Annotated in this window: 15 protein-coding genes; 7 read left to right on the plus strand and 8 right to left on the minus strand. The window is 60.7% G+C overall.

What is annotated here, in order from left to right:
- Positions 1–6: 6 nt before the first annotated feature.
- Complete coding sequence (locus tag NF676_RS18905) at positions 7–3,651, plus strand: transporter substrate-binding domain-containing protein (RefSeq protein ID WP_252886600.1); 3,645 nt, start codon at positions 7–9, stop codon at positions 3,649–3,651.
- A 49-nt stretch (positions 3,652–3,700) separates the two neighbouring features.
- Positions 3,701–6,646, plus strand: a complete 2,946-nt coding sequence (locus NF676_RS18910) for an HD domain-containing phosphohydrolase (protein WP_252886601.1) — start codon at positions 3,701–3,703, stop codon at positions 6,644–6,646.
- On the opposite strand, the gene NF676_RS18915 is transcribed toward NF676_RS18910, so the two are convergent.
- Together NF676_RS18915 and NF676_RS18920 are read right to left on the minus strand one after the other, a co-directional pair.
- Positions 6,647–7,129 (minus strand): GAF domain-containing protein, encoded by a 483-nt coding sequence (locus tag NF676_RS18915; RefSeq protein WP_016770850.1) that lies wholly within the window; start codon positions 7,127–7,129, stop codon positions 6,647–6,649.
- The gene (locus tag NF676_RS18920; RefSeq protein WP_150742507.1) at positions 7,126–8,016 is read right to left on the minus strand and encodes an ATP-binding protein; all 891 of its coding nucleotides are present in this window, start codon (positions 8,014–8,016) and stop codon (positions 7,126–7,128) included. The genes NF676_RS18915 and NF676_RS18920 overlap by 4 nt, the downstream gene beginning before the upstream one ends.
- Positions 8,017–8,181: 165 nt before the next feature.
- Here NF676_RS18920 and NF676_RS18925 point away from each other — a divergent pair, with 165 nt between their 5' ends.
- Positions 8,182–10,503 (plus strand): hybrid sensor histidine kinase/response regulator, encoded by a 2,322-nt coding sequence (locus NF676_RS18925; RefSeq protein ID WP_252886602.1) that lies wholly within the window; start codon positions 8,182–8,184, stop codon positions 10,501–10,503.
- On the opposite strand, the gene NF676_RS18930 is transcribed toward NF676_RS18925, so the two are convergent.
- From NF676_RS18930 to msrB, 3 genes are all read right to left on the minus strand, one after another.
- Positions 10,487–10,945, minus strand: a complete 459-nt coding sequence (locus NF676_RS18930; RefSeq protein WP_095182197.1) for a MarR family winged helix-turn-helix transcriptional regulator — start codon at positions 10,943–10,945, stop codon at positions 10,487–10,489. The two genes, NF676_RS18925 and NF676_RS18930, sit on opposite strands and share 17 nt — an antisense overlap.
- Entirely contained in the window at positions 10,942–11,427 is a 486-nt protein-coding gene (locus tag NF676_RS18935) for a glutathione peroxidase (protein WP_252886603.1), read from the minus strand. The genes NF676_RS18930 and NF676_RS18935 overlap by 4 nt, the downstream gene beginning before the upstream one ends.
- Before the next feature lie 105 nt (positions 11,428–11,532).
- Entirely contained in the window at positions 11,533–11,928 is a 396-nt protein-coding gene (gene msrB / locus NF676_RS18940; RefSeq protein WP_252886604.1) for a peptide-methionine (R)-S-oxide reductase MsrB, read from the minus strand.
- A gap of 224 nt (positions 11,929–12,152) precedes the next feature.
- Between msrB and NF676_RS18945 the strand changes: the two genes are divergently transcribed.
- Entirely contained in the window at positions 12,153–13,364 is a 1,212-nt protein-coding gene (locus NF676_RS18945; RefSeq protein ID WP_016770856.1) for a pyridoxal phosphate-dependent aminotransferase, read from the plus strand.
- A 302-nt stretch (positions 13,365–13,666) separates the two neighbouring features.
- Positions 13,667–14,554 (plus strand): protease HtpX, encoded by an 888-nt coding sequence (gene htpX / locus NF676_RS18950; RefSeq protein ID WP_007908619.1) that lies wholly within the window; start codon positions 13,667–13,669, stop codon positions 14,552–14,554.
- 175 nt (positions 14,555–14,729) lie between these two features.
- Here the strand turns inward: htpX and NF676_RS18955 are convergent, their stop codons facing one another.
- Entirely contained in the window at positions 14,730–15,383 is a 654-nt protein-coding gene (locus NF676_RS18955) for a thiopurine S-methyltransferase (RefSeq protein ID WP_252886605.1), read from the minus strand.
- A 103-nt stretch (positions 15,384–15,486) separates the two neighbouring features.
- On the opposite strand from NF676_RS18955, the gene NF676_RS18960 reads away from it, so the two are divergent.
- Positions 15,487–16,254, plus strand: coding sequence for a DODA-type extradiol aromatic ring-opening family dioxygenase (locus NF676_RS18960; RefSeq protein WP_252884635.1), 768 nt, complete (start codon positions 15,487–15,489; stop codon positions 16,252–16,254).
- Between the two features lie 106 nt (positions 16,255–16,360).
- On the opposite strand, the gene NF676_RS18965 is transcribed toward NF676_RS18960, so the two are convergent.
- On the minus strand, positions 16,361–18,034 hold the full coding sequence (locus NF676_RS18965) for a DEAD/DEAH box helicase (protein ID WP_016770859.1): 1,674 nt from the start codon (positions 18,032–18,034) through the stop codon (positions 16,361–16,363).
- A gap of 419 nt (positions 18,035–18,453) precedes the next feature.
- On the opposite strand from NF676_RS18965, the gene NF676_RS18970 reads away from it, so the two are divergent.
- Positions 18,454–19,245 carry a crotonase/enoyl-CoA hydratase family protein gene (locus NF676_RS18970; protein ID WP_056788494.1) on the plus strand — a complete coding sequence of 264 codons (792 nt, stop codon included), beginning with the start codon at positions 18,454–18,456 and terminating at the stop codon, positions 19,243–19,245.
- Between the two features lie 109 nt (positions 19,246–19,354).
- On the opposite strand, the gene NF676_RS18975 is transcribed toward NF676_RS18970, so the two are convergent.
- A complete protein-coding gene (locus tag NF676_RS18975) occupies positions 19,355–20,110 on the minus strand; it encodes a spermidine synthase (protein WP_024013768.1) in 756 nt (251 codons plus the stop codon).
- Positions 20,111–20,153: the final 43 nt, after the last annotated feature.

The raw sequence follows: 20,153 nt of genomic DNA on the forward strand, positions 1-20,153 counted from the left end.
CCCCACATGCCCAGCCGTCTGAAGGACTACCTGATCACCTTGAGCGCCGTTCTGTATCTGAGCGCCAATGCCTTCGCCTCGCCAAGCCCCTCACCCGACTATGCGTTGCTCAGCCGCTCGGCAACCGAGGCTGTCGGGATTGTCCTGCAACCGTCACAACGGCAATGGCTACAGACTCGTAGCGAACTGAAACTGGGTACCTCCGCACCTGATTACCCGCCATTCGACATGACCGTCAGTGGCCAGGACTACGAGGGACTGACCGCCGATTACGCAGGGATTCTCGGTCAGGCCACCGGTTTGCCGATTCGCGTGCAACGCTTTCCCTCGCGCGAGGCTGCAATTCGCGCCTTGATCGATGGCCAGATCGACCTGCTTGGCACAGCCAACGGCTACGAAGCAGGCAATGCCAACCTCGCGCTCTCCACACCTTACGCGGTCGATCAGCCGGTACTGGTGACCCGCGAAGATGAAACCCGCTCGCTGACCGAAGGCCTCGCCGGCCTGCGCCTGAGCATGGTGTATCACTATTTGCCGCTGCCGGAGATCAAGGCGCTGTATCCCAAGGCGCTGATCACCTGCTATCCGTCCTATCAGAACGCAATCAACGCGGTGGCCTTCGACCAGGCCGATGTGTTTCTCGGCGACACCCTCTCCACCCATTACATGATCAACAAGGGCTATCTCAACAACGTTCGCATGGCCAACTTCGGCAAGCAGGAAGCCCATGGCTTCAGCTTCGCCGTGCGGCGCAGCAATCCGCAGTTGCTGGGCATCATCGACACAGTGCTCGCAGCGATCCCGCGCAGCCAGCGCGATGACATCGCCAAACGCTGGAGCGCCGGCAGCGACCTGCTGCTCACCGACAGCAAACTCCAGCTGACGGATCGTGAGGAGAACTGGCTCAAGCAGCATCCCGTCGTCAGCGTAGTGGTCAATGAAGCGTACGCACCGTTGACCTTCTTCGACAGCGCCGGCAATTTTCGCGGCATCAGTGCCGACCTGCTCGAACTGATTCGCTTGCGTACCGGCCTGCGTTTCGAAATCCAGCGCAGTCGCAACGATGCGGAAATGATCAGGCAGATCGACAATCACAAGGCCGATCTGATTGCCGCCCTGCTGCCCAGCGCCGAACGTGAAAAAAACCTGAGTTTCAGTCGTCCCTATCTGGAAAATTCCTACGTGCTGCTGACCCGCAAAAGCGCCGACAGCCCGACCAACCTGGCCCAACTCAAAGGCAAGCGTCTGGCGATCGCCCAAGGCAATCCGCTGGTCGCCTACTTGCATGAGAATTTTCCGGGCATCGAACTGATCGAAACCCCCGACACCTTCAGCGCCGTGTCGATGCTGGCCGACAACCATGTCGACGGCGCGGTGAACTCGCTGGTGATCGCCAACTATTTCATCTCATCGCGCATATTCGATCGGCCACTGCAAATCACCACCACCATCGGCACCAGTCAGGCGGCCTTTTCGCTGGCGACCGCCCGTGACAACACCGAACTGGCCTCGATCATCAACAAGGCGCTGCTGAGCATCGCTCCCGAGGAGCTCGGCGTGATCAACGGCCGCTGGCGCGGTTACTCCACGGCATCACAGAACATCTGGCAAAACTACCAGCGCCTGTTCTACCAAGTAGTCGCAGCCGCCGGCCTGATCCTGCTGCTGTTGTTGACCTGGAACGCCTACATGCGCCACCAGATCAAGCAACGTCAGGCTGCCGAACGCGCGCTGAACGATCAACTGGAGTTCATGCGCTCGCTGGTCAACGGCACACCACACCCGATCTACGTGCGAGATCGCCAGGGTCTGCTGCAAAGTTGCAACGACAGTTATCTCGAAGCGTTCAACGCCAGACGCGAGGACATCATCGGCAAAGGCGTCGTGCAAGGCACCCTGAGCAACGCGTTCGAGGCCGAGGCATTCCAGGCTGATTACCAGAGAGTCATTGCCGAAGGCATTCCCTTGATACTCGACCGGCCTCTGCACATCGGCAGCCGCCGCCTGACGATTTACCACTGGATACTTCCCTACCGCGACTCCAGCGGTGCCGTCCAGGGCATCATTGGCGGCTGGATCGATATCAGTGAACGCCGCCAATTGTTTGAAAAACTGCGTGCGGCCAAAGAACAGGCAGACGAGGCGAACCGGGCCAAAAGTACCTTCCTGGCAACCATGAGCCACGAGATCCGTACACCGATGAACGCCGTGATCGGCATGCTCGAACTGACCCTGCGACGCATCGATCCGCAGCACCCCGATCGCGCTTCGATCGACACGGCCTACCATTCGGCCAAGGATCTGCTCGGGCTGATCGGCGATATCCTCGACATCGCCCGCATTGAGTCCGGCCGTCTGAGCCTGTCTCCGGAGTGGATCAATCTGGTCGACACGGTGACCTCCGTTGCGCGCATCTTCGACGGCCTAGCGCGGCAGAAAAACCTTGCCTTGCAAGTCGTCTTCAACCCGCCGAACCCGGCTGTGGATGTGCATCTGGATCCGCTGCGCTTCAAGCAGGTGCTGTCCAACCTGGTCAGCAACGCTATCAAGTTCACCGAAAGCGGCCACGTGCGGATCACCCTCGACCTGATCCCGGCAGACGCTGCTGGGCGAACATTGATGCAGCTGACCGTGCAGGACAGCGGCTCAGGCATCAGCGCCGAAGATCAACAGCGCTTGTTCGAACCTTTCTCGCAGGCGGATAACGGCAGTAGGCAGGCAAAAAACGGCGCCGGACTCGGGCTGGTCATCAGTCGCAACCTGTGCGAAATGATGGGCGGACAACTGCAGTTGAGCAGCCAGCCCGGCATCGGCACTCAGGTTTGCATATCGCTGCCGCTGGACAGCCTGCCGGCAAAGGCGAATCCGCCGAAAAGCGAACCGTTGATCAAGCCTGCGACAACGCCGTTACATGTCCTGGTTGTCGACGACCATCCGGCCAACCGTTTGCTCATGTGTCAGCAACTGGAGTTTCTCGGTCATCGCTTCAGCATTGCCGAAGATGGCTGCAGCGGCCTCGAGCGGTGGAAGGCCGATCATTTCGATCTGGTGATCGTCGACTGCAACATGCCCTTGATGAACGGCTATGACATGACCCGTGGGATTCGCCAGCTTGAACTGCAAAACCACCGCCCGCCGTGCACCGTGCTGGGTTTCACCGCCAATGCCCAGCCCGAAGAAGTCCAGCGCTGCAAGCTCGCCGGCATGGACGACTGCCTGTTCAAACCGTTGAGTCTGACCTTGCTCGGACAATGGATCGACGGCATCACGCCGGCATCACCGGCCTCGGTCTTCGACCTGCAAAGTCTGAGCCTGCTGACCGGCAACAACCCCGGGCAAACCCGGCGCATGCTGGTGGAACTGCTCAAGAGCAGCCGTCTCGACCGCGAAGAACTGCTGAGGCTGTCGCCCGAGGATGATCGCGAAGCGCTGGCAGTGGTTGCGCACAAGATCAAGGGCGCAGCACGCATCGCGCAGGCCTCGCGGTTGATCGAATGTTGCGATGAGCTCGAGGACGCCTGCCAGCAAGCGCTCGCGTCACAGGAGATTGCCCGTCGCTGGGCGGCAACCAGCCAAGCGATGCTCGAACTGGCGCAGGCCCTGCAACAGCAATTGACCCTGGCCGATCAAGGCACAGTGAGCGAGTCTTAACTATGCTTGGACGCTGAGCAGTGAGTTAAACATTCATGGAGAGCCTGCAATGCACAGCCCACTGCGCCCCGAGCAACGCCGGTTGCCGCTGCACGTGCACATCAGCGTCATGTTCACCTTTCTTTTATTGCTCACCGGCGTGGTGCTGGGCCTGTTCAATTACCACCAGACCACGCAGATCATCCTGTCGAGCAGCGAAAAGCTGTTTGACCGCATCGAGCAGGATGTACGCCTCGATCTGCAGGCAACCTATCAGCCGATCCGCAACCTGTTGAGCCTGCTGGCGGATACCCCGGCAGCCCAGGCTAGTGATCTGGAACAACGCCTGCCCTTGCTCAAACCCTTCAGCCAGTCGCTCACCGACAACCCGGCGCTGGCGTCGCTGTATCTGGGTTACGCCAATGGCGATTTCTTCATGGTGCGCGCGCTGCGTACTCCGGCTCTGAAGGCACAGCTTCAGGCGCCGGAAGCGGCGGCCTATCAAGTCTGGAGCATCGAGCATGCTCCACAAGGCGCCATACGCTCGCAATCATTGTTCTTTGATCAGGCCCTGACACCGATCAACCGCCGCGAGCATCCCCAAGAGCCGTACGATCCGCGCAGCCGGACCTGGTTCAGCGACGCCCTGCAACAGGCCGGGCAAATCACCACCGAGCCCTATGTATTTTTCTCGACCCACAATGTCGGCACCACGCTGGCCCGGCGCAGCGGCGAGAACGCGGTGATCGGCGCCGACCTGACCCTCGCTTCGCTGTCGACCGCCCTGGGCAAGCACCAGGTCACGCCTTCGACAGAGATCGCGCTGTACGACACCGACGGCAACGCCGTGGCTTACCCCGACAGTCATCGCCTGATCGTCGATGACCGCACTGCGCGGCTGGCCAGAGCGGCCGATCTCAGCCCTGAGCTGAACGCGCTGCTCAGCTCCGACAATATCGGCAAGCGTCTGCAAGTAAACGACCGGCAATGGATCGTCGCACGCACCAGCATCGAGGAAGGCGGGCCGAAAGGTCTGCAACTGGCGCTGCTGGTGCCGGAAGACGAATTACTGGTGGATGCGTTCCGGATGCGCTGGCAAGGCGCGCTGATCACCCTGGCCATCCTGCTGCTGTGCCTGCCATTGGGCTGGGTGATTTCGCGGATTCTGGTCAAGCCGCTGCATGCCCTGGTCAAGGAGGCCGACGCGATCCGCAGCTTCGACTTCAGTTCTCCGCTGGCGCGCCGCTCGCCCGTACTGGAAGTCGATCAATTAAGCCTGTCGATGGCGCGGATGAAAGAAACCCTGGGCAGTTTCTTCCGCATCACTGACAGCCTTTGCGCCGAAACCCGTTTTGCCCCGCTGCTCGAACGCGTGCTGTTCGAAACCGTACAGATCGCTCAGGCGCAGGCCGGTCTGATCTACCTGCGCGAAGCCGACGGCGCGCGCATGGAACCTTATGGACTGGTGATTGATGGCGTGCCGCAGAAGCTGGAGGCGTTCGACATTCAAGGACGTGAGTTGCATAAAAACACCGGCCCGGCGTGGTTCGAGCAACTGGCCAGCGCCAACAATACCGTCAGCCATCTGGGCTTCGATCAGGCCGGCGACTTGCAGAAAATCCTCCTGGCCATGGAATCACCGCGCATTCACCTGATCGGCATCCGCCTGCACAACCAGCACGATGAAACCATCGGCCTGCTGATTCTGCTGGTCAATGACAGTGGTGAGCCGAGTGATCTGGAAAAGCTGCGGCCTGACCGAATTGCCTTCTTGCAGGCGGTGTCCGGCGCGGCGGCGGTGAGCATCGAAAGTCAGCGTCTGCAAGCGCGGCAGAAACAACTGCTCGACGCCTTCATCCAACTGCTGGCCAGCGCGATCGACGCCAAGAGCCCCTACACCGGCGGCCATTGCCAGCGGGTGCCGGAACTGACGTTGATGCTCGCCCAGGCTGCTGCGGCAAGCCAGGACCCGGCGTTCAGCGCTTACCAACCGAGCGAGGATGAATGGGAGGCGTTGCACATCGCCGCGTGGCTGCACGATTGCGGCAAGGTCACGACGCCGGAATACGTGGTCGACAAAGCCACCAAGCTCGAGACCATCAACGACCGCATCCATGAAATCCGCACCCGCTTCGAAGTGCTCAAGCGTGACGTGTGTATCAACTACTGGCAGACCCTGGCAAGCGGTGCAGACGAAGCGGCGCTGGCCCGCGACCGTGATAGTGAGTTGCTGATGCTCGACAACGACTTCGCCTTTGTCGCCCGCTGCAATCTCGGTGGCGAGGCCATGGCCGAGGCCGACCTGCAACGCCTCGAGCGAGTGGCGCAACGCAGATGGCTGCGCACACTTGATGATCGCCTCGGTGTGTCATGGGAAGAAAACCGCCGCCAGGCGAAAACCCCTGCGCCGCTGCTGCCCGTCAGTGAAAGTCTGCTGGTCGACAAACCCGAGCATCTGATCGAACGCGACAAGAGCGAACTGATCCCCGAGGACAACCCCTGGGGCTTCAAACTCGATGTGCCCGCGTACAAGTACAACCGCGGCGAGTTGTACAACCTGAAGATCGCCCGCGGCACGCTGACCCGCGAAGAGCGCTACATCATCAACCATCACATGGTGCAGACGATCATGATGCTCAGCCACCTGCCTTTCCCCGGTCACCTGGACAGCATTGCCGAGATCGCCGGCGGCCATCACGAAAAAATGGACGGCACCGGGTATCCGAAACGGCTGAAACGCGAGGAGATGAGCCTGCCGGCGAGGATGATGGCGATTGCCGATATTTTCGAAGCGCTGACCGCCGCCGATCGCCCTTACAAGAAAGCCAAGTCGTTGAGCGAGGCGCTGGGGATCATGGCGACCATGTGCCGTGAAGCGCACATCGATGCGCCGTTGTTCGGCCTGTTCATCAATGAGGGTGTGTACATGCAGTACGCGACGCGGTTTCTCGATCCCGCGCAAATCGACAGCGTGGACACGGCCAGCCTGATGCACAAGGCTGGCCTCAGCGGTTGATCAGCAGTCGGTCAGGCGCAGGAAAATCGCCGCCAGTTGCTCGATGCCGGCCTGATCTTCGGCGCCGAAACGCGCCAGCTTCGGGCTGTCGAGGTCGAGCACGCCGATCAGGCGACCGTCCTTGACCAAAGGCACTACCAGTTCGCTGTTGGAAGCGCTGTCGCAGGCAATGTGGCCCGGGAAGGCATGTACATCCTCGACGCGCTGGGTTTGCAGACTGGCAGCAGCGGCGCCGCAAACACCGCGCCCGAACGGGATGCGCACGCAAGCGATCTGGCCCTGAAACGGGCCGAGCACCAGCTCTTCGTTACGATTGAGGTAGAAACCGGCCCAGTTCAAATCATCGAGCTGGTTGAACAGGAACGCGGAAAACTGCGCGGCATTGGCGATGAAGTCGCGTTCGTCCGCCAGTAGCGATTCCAGTTGTGCGGCCAACATACCGTAGCCTTCGAGGCCCTGGCCGCTTTGTTGCAAATCAATCATGCCTTGTGCTCCAGCAATTTCAGTCCCACCCAGTAGCGGGCGAATTGATACGCGCAACGTCCGTTGCGATTACCGCGGCCGGTGGCCCAGCGCACGGCGAGGATGTCCAGTGCTTCGTCGCGCTGCCAGCTCAGGCCGGCCTTGGCGGCCAACTGGCCGATCCAGTGCTCGACGACGTCGAGAAAATGTTCTTGGGTAAACGGGTAGAACGACAGCCACAGGCCGAAACGGTCGGACAGGGCGATCTTGTCTTCCACCGCTTCGCTCGGGTGCAGTTCGCCGTCGACGCGCTTCCAGTTTTCGTTGTCGCTTTCCTTTTCCGGCACCAGGTGGCGGCGGTTGGAAGTGGCGTACAACAAGACATTGTCGGGGGCCTGCTCGAGCGAACCGTCGAGCACGCTTTTCAGCACGCGGTAGTCGCCTTCGCCGGATTCGAACGACAGGTCATCGCAGAACAGTACGAAACGTTGCGGCAATTTGGCGACTTGCTCGACCACGCGTGGCAGGTCAGCCAAGTGATCGCGTTCGATCTCGATCAGACGCAGGCCGGCACCGGCGTGCTCGGCCAGCAACGCACGCACCAGCGAAGACTTGCCGGTACCGCGTGAACCCCAGAGCAAGGCGTGGTTGGCCGGCATGCCATCAAGAAATTGTTGTGTGTTGCGCCCCAACTGCTCCAACTGCCGGTCGACGCCGATCAGGTCGGACAGACGCATGTCGAGGCTGACTTCCAGCGGCAACAGGTAACCGCTGCGACCGTCACGCTGCCAGCGCGCTGCCAGGCAACTGTTCCAGTCAATGACGGGGCGCGGTGCCGGCAACAGTGGTTCGATTCGCGCCAGAACCGACTCGGCGCGTTCAAGAAAAGCATTCAATCGGGAATCCACGTCTTCTCCTCGGGCACTTTCACAGTGATGATGACGATCCAGCGACGACACACAGATAAAATCGCCTCAGCAAGCCTTGTTACAAGGCGATTCGGGAACCTCGGTATCCCTGCATGATCGACTATGCTTGAGCAGCGAAGGGAAACGGAAGTGGTTCAACAACCCATGGATATCAAATTCACCCACCGGCTGTCTTACAAGCAAGCCAGGCTTACCGTGCTGGTCGGGTTCATTCTGGGCACCCTGCTCAGTCTGCTGCAGATCGGCATCGATTATGCCAGCGAAGACGCTTCCATCAACCGTGAAATCCTCGCGCTGCTGGAAATCAGCCACAATCCGGCCTCGCGCATCGCCTATAACATCGACGCCGAGCTCGCGCAGGAGCTCACCCTGGGCCTGCTGCGCTCGCCCGCGATCATCGCCGCGCAACTGATCGACAACAACGATACCGTGCTGGCCAGCGTCAAACGCCCGGAACTGCAGAGCAGCTATCGGCTGATCAGCGACTTCCTGTTCGGCGCCAAGCGTCATTTCGAAGATCGTCTGTACCTCGACCACTTGCCCAACGAATCCCTCGGCGTTCTCAAGCTTGAAGTCGACACTTATGCCTTCGGCAGCCGCTTCCTGCGCCGTGCGGAAGTCACCCTGCTCAACGGTTTTGCCCGCAGCCTGCTGCTGACCGGGATCCTCCTGGCGCTGTTCTACGTGATGCTGACCAAGCCGTTGGTGCGGGTCATCCGTGAACTCAGCGGCCGCGACCCGCGCAGCGCCGAGCCGACCACGCTTGAGTGCCCCGCCGGCCACGGCAACGATGAGATCGGCGTGCTGGTCAAGGTCGCCAATCAGCAGTTCGAAAACATCGCCACCGAAATCCAGCAGCGGCGCACCGCGGAAAACCGCCTGACCGAATACCTCGCGCAACTGGAAGACATCGTCTCGGCGCGCACCGCCGAACTCAAGGCAATCAACGCCCGCCTCAGCCAGTCCAACGAAGAACTGGAAGTGGCACGCCGTACTGCACTGGACATGGCCGAAGCGCGTTCGGCGTTTCTCGCCAACATGAGCCATGAAATCCGTACACCACTCAATGGTCTGCTGGGGATGATCGCGCTGTCGCTGGACGGCCCGCTCAACGCCGAGCAGCAGCAACAACTGTCGATCGCCCACGACTCGGGCAAGGTGCTGGTGGAACTGCTCAACGATATTCTTGACCTGTCGAAATTCGACGCCGGGCAACTAGAGCTGGAAAACATCCCCTTCGACCTCGGTTCGCTGATCGAAGACACCGCCAACCTGCTTTCGCAAAACGCCGCGCCGAGCGTCGAGCTGACCTGTCTGATCGAACCGCACTTCCCGGCGCTGGTGCTGGGCGACCCGACCCGGGTGCGGCAGATCGTCAGCAACCTGCTGTCCAACGCGTTGAAATTCACCCGTTTCGGTCGGGTCGATGTGCGTCTGTCGGCGTACAAGGGTGGCGTGCGCATCGAAGTCTGCGACACCGGCATAGGCATCGCCCAGGAAGCGCAGGTGAAAATCTTCCAGCCGTTCACCCAGGCCGGCGCCGGTATCACCCGTCAGTACGGCGGCACCGGGCTGGGACTGGCGCTGACGTACAACCTGTGCGAGGCGATGCAGGGTCGGCTGACCATCAGCTCCGAAAGCGGCTTCGGCAGCCAGTTCTGCGCCGAACTGCCACTGCCCTCTCACACCCGCGCGCTGCCGCCGATACCGTTACGCGGCAAGGTTCTCGCCATCACCGCTGCCAGCAGTGGTCTGGCGGAATTGCTGAAAAGCCTGTTGCCGGTGTGGGGCCTGGAATACACGCAGCGCACTATTGATGATTCGCTGCTGGGCCTGAGTCCGGATGTGCTGATCACCGATTGCCCGGAATGCCTGTTCGGTCTGCGCCCTAGCATCACCGCGCCGATTCTGCTGGTGACTGCTTACGGCAGTTTTCTGCCCAGCGAAGAAGCCGCCGCCCTCGCCCCCTTGCAGCAGCAAGCCCGGCCGCTGGCGCGCAACGCGCTGTACCAGCATCTGCGACGGATTCTGCAACCGGACGCCGCCACCCTCAACGAAGCACAAGCGGATGCCTTGCCGTCCGCGCGCCGGGGCAAGGTGCTGCTGGTCGAGGACAACCCGGTCAATCAACTGGTCGCCAAAGGCATGCTCGGCAAGCTTGGCTGCGATGTAGTGGTGGCGGGCCATGGTGCCGAGGCGCTGGATCAGCTGGAGTTTGCCGATTTCGATCTGGTGCTGATGGACTGCAACATGCCGGTGATGGATGGCTATGAAGCCAGTCGGCAGATTCGCCAGAGCGGGCGCTGGCCGAATCTGCCGATTGTGGCGCTGACCGCCAATGCCATGTCCGAGGAACGCGAACGTTGCCGCGCGGCCGGCATGAGCGACTATCTGGCCAAACCGTTTCGCCGCGAAGAACTCGCCGCGCTGCTTGATCAGTGGATGCCGACTACGAAAGCCCTTTGATCTGCCCGAGCAAATGATCGAGGCCGGCGCGCAAATCATTGAGCCGGTCGAGATCTACGCCACTGTCGCAGAGCAGGCGCGCCTTGAGTGGCCCGACCTGCTCGCGCAGTGCTGTTCCGGCAGGCGTCAGGCTCAGGTGCATCTCGCGTTCATCCCGCGCCGAGCGCCGACGCTGGACCAGATCGCTCTGCTCCAGACGTTTGAGCAAAGGCGTCAACGTCCCCGAGTCCAGGGCCAAGCGTTCGCCCAAGGCCTTGACCGTCGGTTGCTCCGGCGCAGCATCCTGCCATTCCCACAGCACCAGCATCGCCAGGTACTGCGGGTAGGTCAGGCCCAACTGATCGAGCATCGGCTTGTAGGCGCGAATCACCGCCCGCGAGGCCGCGTACAGCTTGAAGCACAACTGGCTGTCGAGCTTCAGCGAATCAACCGCCAGGCTCATTTCAGCAGAGCTTCGATCTCGCCGCTCAGGTCCTGCGGCTTGGTCGTCGGGGCGAAACGCTTGACCAACTGGCCATCCTTGCCGATCAGGAACTTGGTGAAATTCCACTTGATGCCCTGCGAGCCGAGCAGGCCCGGGGCGCGCTTCTTCAACTGCACGAACAGCGGATGGGCATCGGCGCCGTTGACGTCGATCTTCTTGAACAGCGGGAAGCTGACGCCGAAATTCAGTTCGCAGAACTCGCTGATGGCGCCCTCATTGCCCGGCTCCTGTTTGCCGAACTGGTTGCAGGGAAAACCCAACACCACCAGCCCCTGGTCCTTATAGGTCTGCCAGAGTTTTTCGAGGCCCTTGTATTGCGGAGTGAAGCCACACTTGCTCGCGGTATTGACCACCAGCACGGCTTTGCCGGCGAAATCGGCCAAGGTCTTTTGCTCACCCTTGATGGTGGTGCACGGGATATTCAGCAGGTTGTCGCTCATGGGTCGGCTCCGCAATGGTCAGGAAAGCGCAAACATAACGAGCAATTGAATTGTGCGCAATCTAATTGAACCGATAAAAAGGCGACACGATGTCGCCTTTTTCGGTTATTCCCGGGGCTCGAGATTCAGGCACACCGAGTTGATGCAATAACGCAGGCCAGTCGGTGGCGGGCCATCGGGGAACACGTGCCCCAGATGCGCATCGCAGCGCGCGCATTTTACTTCGGTGCGGACCATGCCGTGGCTGGTGTCGCGGATCTCAGCCATCGCGCTATCGCCGATCGGCGCGTAAAAGCTCGGCCAGCCACAGCCGGAGTCGAATTTGGTCTTGGAATCGAACAGCGGCTCGTTGCAGCAGACACAGTGGTAGACACCGTCGGTTTTGGTGTTGTTGTATTTGCCCGAGAACGGGCGCTCGGTGGCACTCATACGGCAGACGTTGTACTGCTCGGGGTCGAGCATGGCACGCCATTCTTCCAGGGTTTTCTGCAACTTTTCCATCATCACACCTCAGCGGCTGAAAAAGCCCGATCTGTACCTTTTCCACGGATCGGGCGGCACGTATGATTGCGCCTCGTCACGCGCCAGTCTGGCAGCCAGACCGGGCGCATTCAAACGGATTCTGAGCGCTAAAGCGCCAGACCTCCGCCTGTGCGAAGACGCAGCAATCCCAGTACGGTTGTCCATTTGCCGCCTGGATCGTTCATTTTCGGGATCACATCGCCATGCAGTTCAGCAAATCGAACAAGCTCGCCAACGTCTGCTACGACATTCGCGGCCCGGTGCTCAAGCACGCCAAACGACTGGAAGAGGAAGGCCAGCGCATCCTCAAGCTGAACATCGGCAACCCGGCGCCGTTTGGTTTCGAAGCGCCGGACGAAATCCTCCAGGACGTGATCCGCAACCTGCCGACCGCGCAAGGTTACAGCGACTCCAAAGGCCTGTTCAGCGCGCGCAAGGCGGTGATGCAGTACTACCAGCAGAAGCAGGTTGAAGGTGTCGGCATCGAAGACATCTACTTGGGCAACGGCGTTTCCGAGCTGATCGTGATGTCGCTGCAGGCGCTGCTCAATAACGGCGACGAAGTGCTGGTGCCAGCCCCGGACTATCCGCTGTGGACCGCTGCCGTCAGCCTCGCTGGCGGTAACGCCGTGCATTATCTGTGCGACGAAGGCGCCGACTGGTTTCCGGATCTGGCCGACATCAAGGCCAAGATCACCCCGAACACCAAGGCCATGGTGATCATCAACCCGAACAACCCGACGGGTGCGGTGTACTCGAAGGAAGTGTTGCTGGGCATGCTGGAAATCGCCCGCGCGCACAACCTGGTGGTGTTCTCGGACGAGATCTACGACAAGATTCTCTATGACGACGCCGTGCATATCTGCACTGCCTCGCTGGCGCCGGATCTGCTCTGCCTGACGTTCAACGGCCTGTCGAAATCCTACCGCGTGGCCGGTTTCCGCTCCGGCTGGATCGCCATCTCCGGGCCGAAACACAACGCGCAGAGCTACATCGAAGGCATCGACATGCTGGCCAACATGCGCCTGTGCGCCAACGTGCCGAGCCAGCACGCAATCCAGACCGCGCTGGGCGGCTACCAGAGCATCAACGATCTGGTGCTGCCGCAGGGTCGCCTGCTGGAGCAGCGCAATCGCACTTGGGAGTTGCTCAACGATATTCCCGGCGTCAGCTGCGTGAAGCCGATGGGCGCGTTGTACGCGTTCCCGAAAATCGACCCGAAGGTCTGCCCGATCCACAACGACGAGAAGTTCGTGCTTGATCTGCTGCTTTCCGAGAAGCTGCTGGTGGTGCAAGGCACGGCATTCAACTGGCCGTGGCCGGATCACTTCCGCGTGGTCACCCTGCCCCGCGTCGATGATCTGGAAATGGCCATCGGCCGCATCGGCAACTTCCTCAAGTCCTACCGCCAGTAATGGCCAGCAGTGCGCAACGGATTGACTGTTGCGCACTGTCTGATTCAGCAACACATCTTTGTTCCGCGCCTTTGCAGCCCTTCTACACTTGCGATGCGAGCCGTACAGACGTGTCTGACCTAATGGCGGCGGGGCGAAAGGCTGTGTCATCCGTGTCGGAATCGAGGGTGGGAATTTTCTTTTTCCTCAAGAAACCGCTGTAGGACACAGTTTGAAATAGTCACTCGGTTGAATAGCCCGGGGCCGCACCTTATATACCCCGCAGTACGCTACATCTTTAGCTTGAGGAGAGTTCTACAACCATGATGCGCATCCTGCTGTTTTTGGCCACTAACCTGGCGGTCGTGCTGATAGCCAGCATCACCCTGAGCCTGTTCGGCTTCAACGGGTTCATGGCGGCCAACGGGGTCGACCTCGACCTCAGTCAGCTGCTGGTCTTCTGTGCGGTCTTTGGTTTCGCCGGCTCGCTGTTCTCGCTGTTCATCTCCAAGTGGATGGCGAAGATGAGCACCGGTACGCAAATCATCAGCCAGCCACGCACTCGTCATGAGCAATGGCTGCTGCAAACGGTCGAGCAATTGTCCCGCGAAGCCGGGATCAAGATGCCTGAAGTCGGGATTTTCCCGGCCTACGAAGCGAATGCTTTCGCTACCGGCTGGAACAAGAACGACGCGCTGGTCGCGGTCAGCCAGGGCCTGCTCGAGCGATTCTCGCCCGATGAAGTGAAAGCCGTACTGGCCCACGAAATCGGTCACGTTGCCAACGGTGACATGGTGACCCTGGCGTTGATCCAGGGCGTGGTGAACACCTTTGTGATGTTCTTCGCGCGGATCATCGGCAACTTCGTCGACAAGGTCATCTTCAAGAACGAAGAAGGCCAGGGCATCGCCTACTACGTGGCGACCATCTTCGCCGAACTGGTATTGGGCATCCTCGCCAGTGCAATCGTCATGTGGTTCTCGCGCAAGCGCGAATTCCGTGCCGACGAAGCCGGCGCCCGCCTGGCCGGTACCAGCGCGATGATTGGTGCTCTGCAACGTCTGCGCGCCGAACAGGGCCTGCCGGTGCATATGCCCGACACCCTGAACGCCTTCGGCATCAACGGTGGCATCAAACAGGGCTTCGCCCGCATGTTCATGAGCCACCCGCCGCTGGAAGAGCGGATTGACGCACTGCGTCGTCGCGGTTGATTTGATCGCAATAAGAAAGAAGGCCCGCAGTGATGCGGGCCTTTTTTTGTATCTTCAGATCATGCGTTGTCAGCAAAGTCCCATTCGCGAGCAGGCTCGCTCCCACCTTTGGAATGCATTTCCCTGTGGGAGCGAGCCTGCTCGCGAAGACGCCGGAATTGTTAACAGAAAACCATCAGGCAGAAACCCGATAAACCCGCTCCACTAACCACTCAACCCCGCCCTGCAGAAACTTCGGGCTCTCAGCCAGAATATCTCGCTCTTCCAGCTTCTCCAGCTGCCAACCCTGGCTCAGCAGCCGCTGCGCCTCATCATCATTCACAGCAAACGGCGGTCCCGGGATCTGCGTCTGATCGTAATCCAGGGTAATCACCAGCCCTTTCATCTCCGGCGCCAGCAAGTGCTGCAAATGCGCCGCGTAGTGCTGACGCATGGCGTCCGGCAAGGCAATCAGCGCGGCGCGGTCGTACAGCGCCGTGCAACCGGCAACATCCTCTGCCGTCAGCGCGAAAAAATCCCCGCACCACAGTTCGATGGCATCACTGCGATAAACCTTGAATGCGCCCTTCTCGCTGATCTGCGGCTGCAATTGATGATCGCTGAAAAACTCCTCGACAGCCTTTTCCGCTAGCTCCACTCCAAGCACCTGATGTCCCTGCCCGGCAAGCCAGAGCAGATCCAGACTCTTCCCGCACAGCGGCACCAGCACACGCGCCGACGGTGTAATCGCCAGCTCCGGCCAATAGCGCTGCAAATACGGGTTGGCCTCGGGCTGATGAAAGCCGATCTGGTTCGAATCCCATTTCTTGTACCAAAACTCAGGCTGCATGGATCACTCCCGAAAAACCGATGAAAAACCGCAGAAACTTATATTGGATTCAGATCAATGATCTGACTGAAGATGGTTCATCTTAGCGCTCAGGAGCCCGTCCATGTTGCCCAGCCTGTTTATCTCCCACGGTTCACCGATGCTGGCGCTGGAGCCCGGTGCCAGCGGCCCGGCACTGGCGCGACTGGCCGCCGAACTGCCGCGCCCCAAAGCCATTGTCATCGTCTCGGCGCACTGGGAAAGCCAGGAACTGCTGGTCAGCAGCCACCCGCACCCGGAAACCTGGCACGACTTCGGCGGTTTCCCCCGTGCGCTGTTTGAAGTGCAGTACCCGGCACCGGGCAATGCGCAGCTGGCCGCCGAGGTGGCTCAACTGCTGAACGCCAATGACCTGCCGACGCGGCTCGATCCGCAACGACCGTTCGATCATGGTGTCTGGGTGCCGCTGTCGTTGATGTATCCGCAGGCCGATATTCCGGTGGTGCAGGTTTCGTTGCCGAGTCGCGGCGGACCGGCATTGCAGACGCGAGTTGGCCGTGCACTGGCGAGCCTGCGCGAACACGGCATTCTGTTGCTCGGCTCCGGCAGCATCACCCACAACCTCCGGGAGCTGGACTGGCATGCCGGCCCGGAAAGCGTTGAACCGTGGGCGCGGGATTTTCGTGACTGGATGATCGACAAGCTGGCGGCCGACGATGAAACGGCGCTGCATGATTATCGCCAGCAGGCGCCGAATGCCGTGCGCAGTCACCCGAGTGATGAGCATTTGTTGCCGCTGTACTTTGCTCGCGGTGCGGGCGGGATTTTCAGCGTGGCGCATCAGGGTTTCACGATGGGGGCGCTGGGTATGGATATTTATCGCTTCGGTTGAGGCCTTCGCGAGCAGGCTCGCTCCCACAGTAGCCAAAGAACAGGCAAAAAAAATCCCCGAACCAGTCGGGGATTTTTTATGTTCGATCAATCAGCCCAAGGGCGGATCAATCTTCGCGGTAGCGACGCAGCTTGAGCTGCTTACCAGCCACGCGAGTGTCCTTCAGCTTGGTCAGGAGCTTTTCCAGACCTTCTTCCGGCAGCTCGACGAGGCTGAAGCTGTCACGCACCTGGATGCGACCGATCGCTTCACGGGCCAGACCGCCTTCGTTGAGGATGGCGCCCAGCAGGTTTTTCGCAGCGATACCGTCACGCGCACCCAGCGCGGTACGGCAACGAGCGCGGCCTTCGCCCAAAGGCATTGGCGCGCGACGCTCGCGGTCACCACGATCAGGACGATCACCGGAACGCTCAGGACGGTCGCCACGCGGCGCGTTGTTCGGCACCAGTGGACGTTCCTTCTCGATCGCTGCCAGGTTCAGCGCTTGACCATTGGTGGCCTTGCGCAGCAGCGCAGCAGCCAGTGCACGCGGGGTGCAACCGATGTCGGCAGTCAGGCGATCAAGCAGTTCGCCGTGAGTCGACTCGGCATCAGCAACCAGCGGCGACAGGCTGTTGGTCAGTTTCTTGATGCGTGCATCGAGAACGGCTTGAGCGTCTGGCAGGCGTACTTCGGCAACTTTCTGACCGGTTACGCGCTCGATCACTTGCAGCATGCGGCGCTCACGTGGAGTCACCAGCAGCAGTGCACGACCTTCGCGACCGGCACGGCCGGTACGGCCGATACGGTGCACGTAGGATTCCGGATCGTACGGCATGTCGACGTTGAATACGTGAGTGATGCGCGGAACGTCCAGACCACGGGCAGCAACGTCGGTGGCGACAACGATGTCCAGACGGCCATCCTTGAGCGAGTCGATGACGCGCTCACGCTGGTTCTGGGCGATGTCACCGTTCAACGCGGCGGCTTTGTAGCCTTTGGCGTCGAGGGCGCTGGCCAGGTCCAGGGTCGCTTGCTTGGTGCGCACGAACATGATCAGGGCGTCGAAGTCTTCGACTTCCAGCAGGCTGAGTACGGCCGAGGTTTTCTGGTCAGCGTGAACCAACAGGTGAGCCTGTTCGATCGCGGTAACGGTCTGGGTCTTGGTCTGGATCTTGACGTGTTGCGGATCGCGCAGGTGGCGTTCAGCAATGGCGCGGATCGACTGCGGCAGGGTCGCCGAGAACAGCACGGTCTGGCGGGTCGATGGCAGAGCCTTGAAGATGACTTCCAGGTCATCCATGAAGCCCAGCTTCAACATTTCGTCAGCTTCGTCGAGAACCAGATGGTTCACGGTCGACAGGACTTTCTCGTCGCGACGCAGGTGGTCGCACAGACGACCCGGAGTAGCGACAACAATCTGTGCGCCATTACGGATTGCCTTGAGTTGCGGGCCCATCGGCGCGCCGCCGTAGACAGCCACGACGGTGACGCCTGGCATTTGCTTGGCGTAGGTTTCAAAAGCGGTTGCTACTTGCAGCGCCAACTCTCGGGTTGGCGCCAGGATCAGGGCTTGCGGTTCGCGCTTGGCAGGATCGATGCGGTGCAGAATAGGCAGTGCGAACGCGGCGGTTTTACCGGTACCGGTTTGCGCCTGGCCAATCATGTCCTGGCCGGCCATGATGATCGGGATCGATTGCTGCTGAATCGCCGAAGGCTCTTCGTAGCCAGTCGCTGCGACGGCTGCAAGAATATTCGGGTTGAGATTAAAAGCGGCGAATCCGCCGGTTTCCTGGGTCATGGGTCTGCCTCTAAGTGCATCCGCAAAGACCCATGCTCCAAAGCTGCGCATGCCGTGTTGAGACTCAAGAGTCGCCCTGGCAGCTTTGTCGGCGGGGATTTGCGAAAACGAATGAATGAAGATGAATCGTCAAGGAAGAGCCCGCAATGCGGACGTGCAGCCGAAGCTGACTTCGGGAAATGCGCTACCTAAACGCGGCCCGGTTAAAGGCCGGCGCGCACTATACCGGATTTCGCCCGAAAAGGGAGCTTTTTTTGTGGCCCTTATCCGTGTGTCACCGCCGTGTAACGGGGTTTTGCGGATAATCGCGCAACGGTCTATTTTGCAAAGGCCCGGCCCTGCGGGCGATGACGCTTAAACGGTTCACCGACCTGCGGCAAAGCGCCGCGCACCCGCCCTTCCCGCTTGAGGATTTAGCCATGAATCAGCCCTGCGCCGGCCGCGTCAGCCGAGAACGTCGTGGTCATGTGCACTTGATCGGCCTCGATCGGGCGGCCAAGCGCAACGCTTTCGATATCGACCTGCTCAACGACCTGAGCCTGGCCTACGGCGAGTTCGAAGCCGACCGCGAAGCGCGGGTCGCCGTGGTGTTCGGCCACGGCGAGCACTTCACCGCCGGGCTTGATCTGGTCAATGCCAGCGCAGCGCTGGCCGAAGGCTGGCAGGTTCCGACAGGCGGGTGCGATCCCTGGGGCGTTTTCGTCGGGCCACGGGTGAGCAAGCCGGTAATCGTCGCCGCGCAGGGTTACTGCCTGACTATCGGCATCGAGCTGATGCTGGCGGCGGACATCAACCTGTGCGCGAGCAATACCCGCTTCGCGCAAATGGAAGTGCAGCGTGGGATTTTTCCGTTTGGCGGGGCGACTTTGCGTTTCCAGCAGATTGCCGGCTGGGGCAATGCGATGCGCTGGTTGCTCACCGGCGACGAGTTTGATGCACACGATGCGTTGCATCTGGGCTTGGTCCAGGAAGTGATGGCCAGTGAAGACTTGCTGCCCCGTGCGATCGAGCTGGCCGAACGGATTGCCCGGCAGGCACCGCTGGGTGTGCAGGCGACCTTGATGTCAGCGCGACAGGCGCGTTATGAGGGTGAGACAGCGGCGGCGCAGGCGTTACCGGCGCTGGTGAAGAAGTTGCTCGCCACTGAAGATGCCAGGGAGGGGGTGAGATCGCTGGTGGAGCGGCGGCCAGGGATTTTCAAAGGTGTGTGAAGAATCTGCTGCCTGTCAGGGCCTTTTCGCGAGCAGGCTCGCTCCCACAGGTCGAACGCATTTCAAATGTGGGAGCGAGCCTGCTCGCGAAGGGGGCGGTACTGCCGGCTCAGGTCGCCGGGCGAATCGCGTTGATCAACGACTGCAACGAGTACCCCAACTGCGGCGCCAGCGCTTCGGCTCGTTGGGTCAGCGCCTGCATGTCCAGCGCCTGATCGAGATCCGCCGGAACGATCAGAATCACGTTGCCCTCCTTCACCGGCAACTCCCAGTAATGCCGGTGATAGAGGCCGCGCAACAATGCCGCGCCCAGTGGTTTGCCATCGTCGGTGGCCCACTGGTTGATCACCAGCCAGCCGCCCGGATTCAGGCGCTTCTGACAATCGCCGAGAAAACTCCAGGCCAGATGCCCGACACCGGGACCGACATCGGTATAGAGGTCGACGAAAATCAGATCCGCCGGCTCGGCAGTCGGCAGCAATTCCAGCGCATCGCCGACGCGGATGTACAAACGCGGATCATCATCCAGGCCAAGATATTCGATGGCCAGGCGCGGCACGTCCGGGCGCAGTTCGATGGCCTCGACGTCTTCGAGCGGCAGAAACTTCAGGCAAGCCTGGGTCAGTGTGCCCGCACCCAAACCGAGAAACAGCGCGCTCTCCGGCTGCTCGTGGCACAGCGCACCGATCAGCATCGCGCGGGTGTAGTCGTACTCCAGCCAGCTCGGGTCGGCTGTGAACACGCAGCTCTGCTCGATCGCATCGCCGAACTCGAGAAAGCGGTAATCGGCCACTTCCAGCACGCGAATCACGCCGAACTCATCCTGTACCTCGGCGAGCAGATGCTCGACGCGCTCCTCAGTCATTTCGTCTCCTGATGGTCACCGGGCGCGGTGACGCGATGGCACC

Source organism: Pseudomonas siliginis, assembly GCF_024072275.1.
Taxonomy (GTDB): domain Bacteria; phylum Pseudomonadota; class Gammaproteobacteria; order Pseudomonadales; family Pseudomonadaceae; genus Aquipseudomonas; species Aquipseudomonas siliginis.